10 protein-coding genes are annotated in these 6,627 nt (G+C 69.2%); 7 read left to right on the forward strand and 3 right to left on the reverse strand.

What is annotated here, in order from left to right; genetic code table 11:
- The coding region (locus Q0066_RS04475) for an aldo/keto reductase (RefSeq protein WP_298130456.1) at positions 1-813 on the reverse strand (813 nt) is incomplete at its 3' end.
- Between the two features lie 87 nt (positions 814-900).
- Here Q0066_RS04475 and Q0066_RS04480 point away from each other — a divergent pair.
- A complete protein-coding gene (locus Q0066_RS04480; RefSeq protein WP_298130458.1) occupies positions 901-1,491 on the forward strand; it encodes a TetR/AcrR family transcriptional regulator in 591 nt (196 codons plus the stop codon).
- Between the two features lie 117 nt (positions 1,492-1,608).
- Here Q0066_RS04480 and Q0066_RS04485 read toward each other — a convergent pair whose 3' ends face one another.
- The gene (locus Q0066_RS04485; protein WP_298130460.1) at positions 1,609-2,400 is read right to left on the reverse strand and encodes a deoxyribonuclease IV; all 792 of its coding nucleotides are present in this window, start codon (positions 2,398-2,400) and stop codon (positions 1,609-1,611) included.
- Positions 2,401-2,683: 283 nt separating this feature from the next.
- Here Q0066_RS04485 and rpsF point away from each other — a divergent pair, with 283 nt between their 5' ends.
- The 5 genes from rpsF to Q0066_RS04510 all read left to right on the forward strand — a co-directional run bounded on the left by rpsF (position 2,684) and on the right by Q0066_RS04510 (position 5,767).
- Positions 2,684-2,974 carry a 30S ribosomal protein S6 gene (gene rpsF, locus Q0066_RS04490; RefSeq protein WP_298130462.1) on the forward strand — a complete coding sequence of 97 codons (291 nt, stop codon included), beginning with the start codon at positions 2,684-2,686 and terminating at the stop codon, positions 2,972-2,974.
- 67 nt (positions 2,975-3,041) lie between these two features.
- Positions 3,042-3,584, forward strand: coding sequence for a single-stranded DNA-binding protein (locus tag Q0066_RS04495; RefSeq protein WP_298130464.1), 543 nt, complete (start codon positions 3,042-3,044; stop codon positions 3,582-3,584).
- A gap of 123 nt (positions 3,585-3,707) precedes the next feature.
- Positions 3,708-3,947 carry a 30S ribosomal protein S18 gene (rpsR, locus tag Q0066_RS04500; protein ID WP_298130467.1) on the forward strand — a complete coding sequence of 80 codons (240 nt, stop codon included), beginning with the start codon at positions 3,708-3,710 and terminating at the stop codon, positions 3,945-3,947.
- 17 nt (positions 3,948-3,964) lie between these two features.
- Entirely contained in the window at positions 3,965-4,414 is a 450-nt protein-coding gene (gene rplI, locus Q0066_RS04505) for a 50S ribosomal protein L9 (RefSeq protein WP_298130469.1), read from the forward strand.
- Between the two features lie 162 nt (positions 4,415-4,576).
- On the forward strand, positions 4,577-5,767 hold the full coding sequence (locus tag Q0066_RS04510) for an MFS transporter (protein ID WP_298130471.1): 1,191 nt from the start codon (positions 4,577-4,579) through the stop codon (positions 5,765-5,767).
- 194 nt (positions 5,768-5,961) lie between these two features.
- Here the strand turns inward: Q0066_RS04510 and Q0066_RS04515 are convergent, their stop codons facing one another.
- Positions 5,962-6,126, reverse strand: a complete 165-nt coding sequence (locus tag Q0066_RS04515; protein ID WP_298130474.1) for a hypothetical protein — start codon at positions 6,124-6,126, stop codon at positions 5,962-5,964.
- Position 6,127: 1 nt separating this feature from the next.
- Between Q0066_RS04515 and Q0066_RS04520 the strand changes: the two genes are divergently transcribed.
- The coding region (locus Q0066_RS04520; RefSeq protein WP_298130476.1) for a DUF3152 domain-containing protein at positions 6,128-6,627 on the forward strand (500 nt) is incomplete at its 3' end.

The following is a 6,627-nucleotide window of genomic DNA, read 5'->3' on the forward strand; positions in this document are numbered from 1 at the left end:
GTCGTGCCCGAGCAGCCAGGCGAGGGCGACCTGCGCGGGGCGGGCGCCCACCTCGTCCGCGACCTCACGGACAACCTGCACCTGGCCCAGATTCTCGGCGAGGTTGCGGCGATTCCAGCGCGGCAGCAGGCGTCGGTAGTCGACCACGCTGAGCTGGGTGGTGGCGGCCGGCGACCCGGTCAGCATGCCCCGGCCCAACGGCGAGTAGGCGACGACGCCGACACCCAGTTCGTGTGCGAGCGGGACGACATCCCGCTCGGGATCGCGAGAGAACAGCGACCACTCCAGCTGGACGGCCGCGATCGGATGCTCGGCGTGCGCCCGGCGCAGTTCGTCGGCAGTCACCTCGGAGACGCCGAGGGCGCGGACCTTCCCGGCCCGGACCAATGCGGCCATCGCACCGATGCTCTCCTCGATCGGCACCCGCGGATCGACCCGATGCAGGTAGTAGAGATCGATCACCTCGGTGCGCAGCCGGCGCAGCGAGGCCTCCGCGGCCCGGGCGATGCGGGCCGGTGAGGCGTCCACACCCATCGGCAGCCCCAGGCCGGGCATGGTGAGGATGCCGGTCTTGGTGGCCAGCACGATGTCGTTGCGGGCTCCGCGCAGGTGGCGTCCGAGCAGCTTCTCGTTGGCGCCGCGTCCGTACATGTCGGCGGTGTCGAACAAGGTGACGCCACGATCCAGCGCCCGCTGCAGCGTGGCCTTCGACGACGCCTCGTCCGGACGGCCGTAGACGGCGCTCATTCCCATGCAGCCCAGGCCGAGCGGGCTGACCCGGAGAGGACCAAGTCGGCGTGTGTCGTGATTCATCGCGCAACCTTCCGTTTGCGAGCGTTTGCTCGTGAATCACAATACGAGCAGATGCTCGCATGGGCAAGGAGGATCTACGATGCCGGCATGAGTCGGGCAGTGGCGCGGACGGCGCGCGGGGTGGCCCGGATGGCGCAGATCCTGGACGCCGCGTCGGTGGTTTTCGCACGGGCCGGCTACGAGCGGGCCACGACGAACGCGATCGCCGCGCAGGCGGGCATCTCACCCGGTTCGCTGTACCAGTTCTATGCCGACAAGGCGGCCATCGCGGCCGCGCTCGGCGAGCGCCTCGCGTCCGAACTGGAGGAAGCCCAGGACGCCGCCCTGACCGGTCTCGATCCGACCGGGGTATCGCTCGCCGAGCTGGTGGAGCGAGTGCTCGATCCGCTGGTCAGGTTCGCCGTCGAGCGGCCCGCCTTCCCGGAGCTGTTCGGGCGTGCCGCGCTTCCGGACGCCGCGCTGGCGCCGATCGCTGCGGCGAAGACGGCCCTGGACGGCCGGATCGCCGACCTGCTCGCGCTGCGGATGCCGCACCTGGACCGTGCCGAGATCGATGAGGCGACCCGCATCGCGCACCTGCTGGTGGACGGCTCGATGACCGAGATGGCCGCCGACCCGCTGGTGCGGCGCGAGGTGACCCGCGCGGTGGTCGCGTATCTGGCCACCAAGGAAACTTGATCGACTCCGGGCTTGCTGGTTGAGCTTGTCGAAACCCTTGCGGGCGGTGCCGCCCGAGGTCTCGGCGAGCTCGACCGACGATGATCAGGCTTCTCAGCGGGCCTGGCGCCCTGAGGATCAGAGCCCTTCGGCCAGCCAGGCCAGGTCGGCGCGATGTTCGTCGGGGCCGCCCGGGGTCTCGACCACGAGCGGCGCGCCGGCGGAGCGGATCACGTCGCGGGCACCCTCGGGATCGCATTGCCCGGTGCCCCAGTTCGCGTGCCGGTCGGCACCGGAATCGAAGGCGTCGCGGGAGTCGTTGGCGTGGATCAGATCGATCCGCCCGGTGATGGCACGGAGCCGCTCGACCAGGCCGAGCAGCTCGTTACCGCCGGCGTGGGCGTGGCAGGTGTCGAGGCAGAAGCCGACCTTGTCGGCGTTGGCCGAGGCGCCGATGGCCGCCCAGAGCCGGTCGATGTTCTCCAGGTGCCGGGCCATCGCCTTGGTGCCGCCGGCGGTGTTCTCGATCAGTAGCGGGACGGCGATGTCGAGCCCGTCGACCGCCTTGAACCAGTTGGTGAAGCCGGCCTCGAGGTCGTCCTTGGCGGTCAGGTGGCCGCCGTGCACGATCACCCCCGCCGCGCCGATCTCGGCGGCGGCGGTGAGTTGCTTCTGCAGGTGCTGGCGCGACGGAATCCGGATCCGGTTGTTCATGCTGGCCACGTTGAGCACATAGGGCGCGTGCACATAGAGAGCGATGCCGGCCGCCTCGGCGTCCGCCTTGAGGGCCGCGGCCCCGCCCGCATAGGCGACCTGCGGGCCCTTCCAGCCCTGCGGGTCGCCGAGGAAGAACTGGCTGAGCTGCGCTCCCCGTGCCTTCGCCTCGGCGATCGGGTCGGTGGAGTCGACATGTGCACCCATCGCGATCATGGTCCCCGAGCCTAACGGCGCCTGCTGACAGATTCTGTGCGGAGCCGCTGGCCGGGGGGAGGAGGGTCTGCGTGGTTGCCGGTGACCAAGAGAACCGTCCCCGGTGACCAAGGGACGGTTCTTTTCGTACCACCTCCATCGCCGTACGTCCCCTGCGATTCGCCGCTGGCGGCGTCCGGCCGCTAAGGTTGACCCTTGGTGCCTTCCGGCACCGTTTGCACACGCCCTCCTGCCATGGGAAATGCTCATGGCCGCTCGAGACCAGAGGAGGTGGAGTTCGCGTATGCGTCAATACGAAGTCATGGTGATCATCGATCCCGATGTGGACGACCGTCAGGTGAACGGCCTGTTGGAGAAGCCGCTCGCGGGCCTGACCAAGGCCGGTGGCACCGTCGACAACCTGGACATCTGGGGCCGTCGCCGGCTTGCCTACGACATTCGCAAGAAGTCCGAAGGCATCTACGCCGTCATCAATCTCACCGCTGAACCTGCCGACGTGAAGGAGCTGGACCGCCAGTTCACCCTGAACGAGCAGATCATGCGCACCAAGATCATCCGGCCCGATACCCGCTAGAGAAGTTTCTGTCAGCGGCAGCTGACAGGCTCTGAGTGACTCAGTACCTCGATCGAAAGACACACTCATGGCAGGCGAAACCCAAATCACCCTGGTCGGCAACCTGACCGCCGATCCCGAGCTGCGCTTCACGCCGTCCGGTGCGGCGGTGGCCAACTTCACCGTCGCTTCCACGCCGCGGACGTTCGACCGTCAGACCAGCGAGTGGCGCGACGGCGACGCGATGTTCCTGAACTGCTCCGTGTGGCGGCAGGCGGCCGAGAACGTCGCCGAGTCGCTGACCAAGGGCATGCGGGTGGTCGTCCAGGGCCGGCTGAAGTCGCGCTCGTACGAGACCCGTGAGGGTGAGCGGCGCACCGTGTTCGAGGTCGAGGTCGAAGAGATCGGTCCGTCGCTGCGGTACGCCTCGGCCAAGGTCACTCGGACGACCGGTGGCGGTGGGGGTGGCGGCAACTACTCCGGTGGTGGCGGTTACTCCGGCGGCGGGAACTCCGGTGGCGGCAACGCCGGCGGTTCCGATTCGTGGTCGTCCGGCGGTGGCAACAACAACCGCTCGGCCGGCAACGACCCCTGGGCGCAGGCCCAGCAGAGCGACGAACCCCCGTTCTGATCTGACACTGCCTGATCCGGCGCAGTCTGATCGACCACGTCTGATCGTTAGAACGGCGGGCTCCGTCCCTATTCATCTACGTCATTCCGGCCCCGGCCGGGCTCACTGAAAGGGAGCACCATAATGGCCCAGTCACAGCGCAAGCCTGTGAACAAGAAGAAGATCGCGCCGGCCAAGTCCGTGCGCATCGGCCACATCGACTACAAGGACACCGCGACCCTGCGGAAGTTCATCTCCGAGCGGGGCAAGATCCGTGCCCGCCGGGTGACCGGCCTGTCCGTCCAAGAGCAGCGCAAGGTTGCGATCGCCGTGAAGAACGCGCGTGAGCTGGCCCTGCTGCCGTACGCCTCGACCGCCCGCTGAGAAGGAGGAACGCCAGCATGAAGCTCATTCTGACCGCTGCCGTCGACCACCTCGGCATCCCTGGCGAGATCGTCGAGGTCAAGGACGGCTACGGCCGTAACTACCTGCTGCCCCGCGGTTTCGCGATCAAGTGGACCAAGGGCGCCGAGAAGCAGATCGAGGGCATCAAGCGGGCTCGTGACGCCCGCGAGATCCGCAACGTCGAGCACGCCAAAGAGATCCGCGGCCAGCTCGAAGAGCTCGCCGTCTCGCTGCCGGCCAATGCCGGCGAGAACGGCAAGCTGTTCGGTGCTGTCACCCCGGCCGACATCGTGCTCGCGGTGAAGAAGGCCGGCGGCCCCGCCGTCGACAAGCGCTCGATCGAGATCGCCAAGCCGATCAAGTCCGTCGGTACCCACACCGTCGGCCTGAAGCTGACCAGCGGCGTTGTCGCTCACATCAACGTGAGCGTCGTCGCCGCCGCCTGAGCCAGCCACAGCAGCGAGGCGGGGATTCCTCCCCGCCTCGCTGTTTGTTTGCCACCGCTACCGCGCTCCCCGAACTATCTACCGCTCGCTGAACTCGGCGAGCGGTAGATGGTTCGGGGAGCGGTCGGTGAGCGCCGCACGTCCACCCGCCAGGAGGGAACCATGCCGCAGCACCTGCCGTACCCGGTGTTGCTGCGCAGCCAGGGCGCGTCGTTCGTCGCCCTGGGTTTCCTCGGACGCCTGCCCACCGGCATCCTGCCGCTGTCGCTGCTGCTGTACACCCAACATGCCCTCGGTTCGTTCGCGCTGGCCGGGTTGGCTACCGCCGCGCTGAGTCTGGGTGGCGCGGCCGGTGCCGTCCTGGTCGGTCATCTCTCCGACCAGTACGGACATCGCGTCGTCGGACTGGTCGCCACCGTCGTCCAGACCGCGGCGATCGCCGCATTCCTGACCTGGTGCCGTCCGGACGTCCCACTCGCCGTCGCGTGCGGCTTGGCCGCCCTGATCGGTTTCGCCAACCCGCAGCTGGGCGCGATGGCCCGGGCCCGCTGGTCCCAGGTCGCCGCCGGACGGCCCGACCGGGTGGCGTTCACCGCCTCGGCGATGGCCTGGGAGGGCGCGGTGGACGAGGTGTCCTTCGTGGTCGGGCCGGTGCTGGCCACCACGCTGAGCGCGGTCGCTCCGCCCCTCCCGCTGCTCACCGCACTGGCACTGGCCTGGGTGGGGCAGGTCGGCTTTGCGCTGCACCGCTCGGCGCTGCCCGCGCTCCGGCACGGACGGCTGCGGCACGCCGAGTCGGCCGACCGGATCGACTGGACGGTGCTGGTTCCGCTCGGCATCGCCGTCGGCGGTGTCGGCGTCCTGTTCGGCGGCACCCAGACCAGTGTCGCGGCCTACTTCACCGAGCGAGGTGAGGCGGCCGTCGCCGGTCTCGTCTACGGCGCACTGGCGGTGGGCAGTGCGGCCACCGGACTGCTCAGCAACCGGATTCCCGCGCGGTTCCCGCTGGCCGCCAGGATCGTGGTCTTCGGTTTCGGCTGCGCGCTGACCTCACCGCTGCTGATCGTGGCGTGGGACGCCCCCAGCATGGCGCTCGCCTGCCTGCTGATCGGCGTGATGGTCGGCCCGACGCTGGTGACCGGATACGCCTACGCGGAACGGATCTCGCCTCCCGAGCGGTTGTCCACCGTCATGACGATGCTCAGCACGGTCGGCGTGGTCGGAGTAGCCATCGGTGCCGCTCTGGCCGGGCAGGTTGTCGAATCTCACTCGGCGCAGACGGCGGCCTGGATCGCGACGGTGGGCGGACTGCTCGCCGGCGTCGCCGGCGTGGCCATTCCCCGCCGCCGCTGACGCTCCGGCGCCGTCCACCAGGCAATGCCCGGACGGCGGAACTCGCGGCGCGGGTCGCACAACAGGCCCTTCGCGGCGATCGCATAGGGTGAACCGGTGGATCGACCGGAAGGCGGACGAGTGCGGCCGAACTGGGTGCGAATCGGACTGATCGCGGCCGTGGTGGCCGTTTTCGTGGGCGTCGTGGCTGGCGTTCAGGCGTTGTCGGCCCCTGTGGAGCGGGCGGGCGAGCCGACCGTTCCGGTGCCTGCGCCCACCGGTACCCGGTTCACCAGCCCCTCAGCCAGTCCCAGCGGGACGGCCACCACGTCGAGTTCGGCCAGCCCGACCGACACGGCGTCCGGCTCGCCGAGCAGCACGATGAAGTCGTCAGGCGACTTCGACTGGTCCACCGTGACCGCGGCCGCCACCGGCTCGCAGGGCAAGCTCTACCGCTACGCGGTGGCGGTCGAGACCAGCGCAAAGATGAAGGCCGACTCCAGCGCCACCACGATCGCGGGCGTGCTCAACGACCCGCGCAGCTGGACCGGCTCCGGCGACGTCCGGTTCGCCCTGGTGGCCCGGTCGAAGGCGGACGTCAAGCTGTACCTGGCCAGTGCAGCGACCGCCGCCGAGCTGTGCGGTTCGGACGGCAGCGTCGCCACCAGTTGCACCAAGGGCGACGTGGTGGTGATCAACGCCGCAGGCTGGAAGTCCGGCGCCGCCGGTTACGACGGCGACAAGGCGGGCTACCGCACCTACCTGGTCAACCACGCCATCGGGCAGCTGCTCGGCAAGGGCAACGCAAGCTGCGCCGGCAAGGGCAAGAAGGCGCCGGTGATGATGCAGCAGAGCGGCGATCTGCGCGGCTGCGTCGCGAA

The sequence above is a fragment of the Micropruina sp. genome, from assembly GCF_027492755.1.
GTDB lineage: Bacteria > Actinomycetota > Actinomycetes > Propionibacteriales > Propionibacteriaceae > Micropruina.

Bases quoted from the DNA above. Each gene is read 5' to 3' on its own strand.
- Q0066_RS04480 (WP_298130458.1), top strand. From the start codon at position 901: ATGAGTCGGGCAGTGGCGCGGACGGCGCGCGGGGTGGCCCGGATGGCG.
- Q0066_RS04485 (WP_298130460.1), bottom strand. From the start codon at position 2,400: ATGATCGCGATGGGTGCACATGTCGACTCCACCGACCCGATCGCCGAG.
- rpsF (WP_298130462.1), top strand. From the start codon at position 2,684: ATGCGTCAATACGAAGTCATGGTGATCATCGATCCCGATGTGGACGAC.
- Q0066_RS04495 (WP_298130464.1), top strand. From the start codon at position 3,042: ATGGCAGGCGAAACCCAAATCACCCTGGTCGGCAACCTGACCGCCGAT.
- rpsR (WP_298130467.1), top strand. From the start codon at position 3,708: ATGGCCCAGTCACAGCGCAAGCCTGTGAACAAGAAGAAGATCGCGCCG.
- rplI (WP_298130469.1), top strand. From the start codon at position 3,965: ATGAAGCTCATTCTGACCGCTGCCGTCGACCACCTCGGCATCCCTGGC.
- Q0066_RS04510 (WP_298130471.1), top strand. From the start codon at position 4,577: ATGCCGCAGCACCTGCCGTACCCGGTGTTGCTGCGCAGCCAGGGCGCG.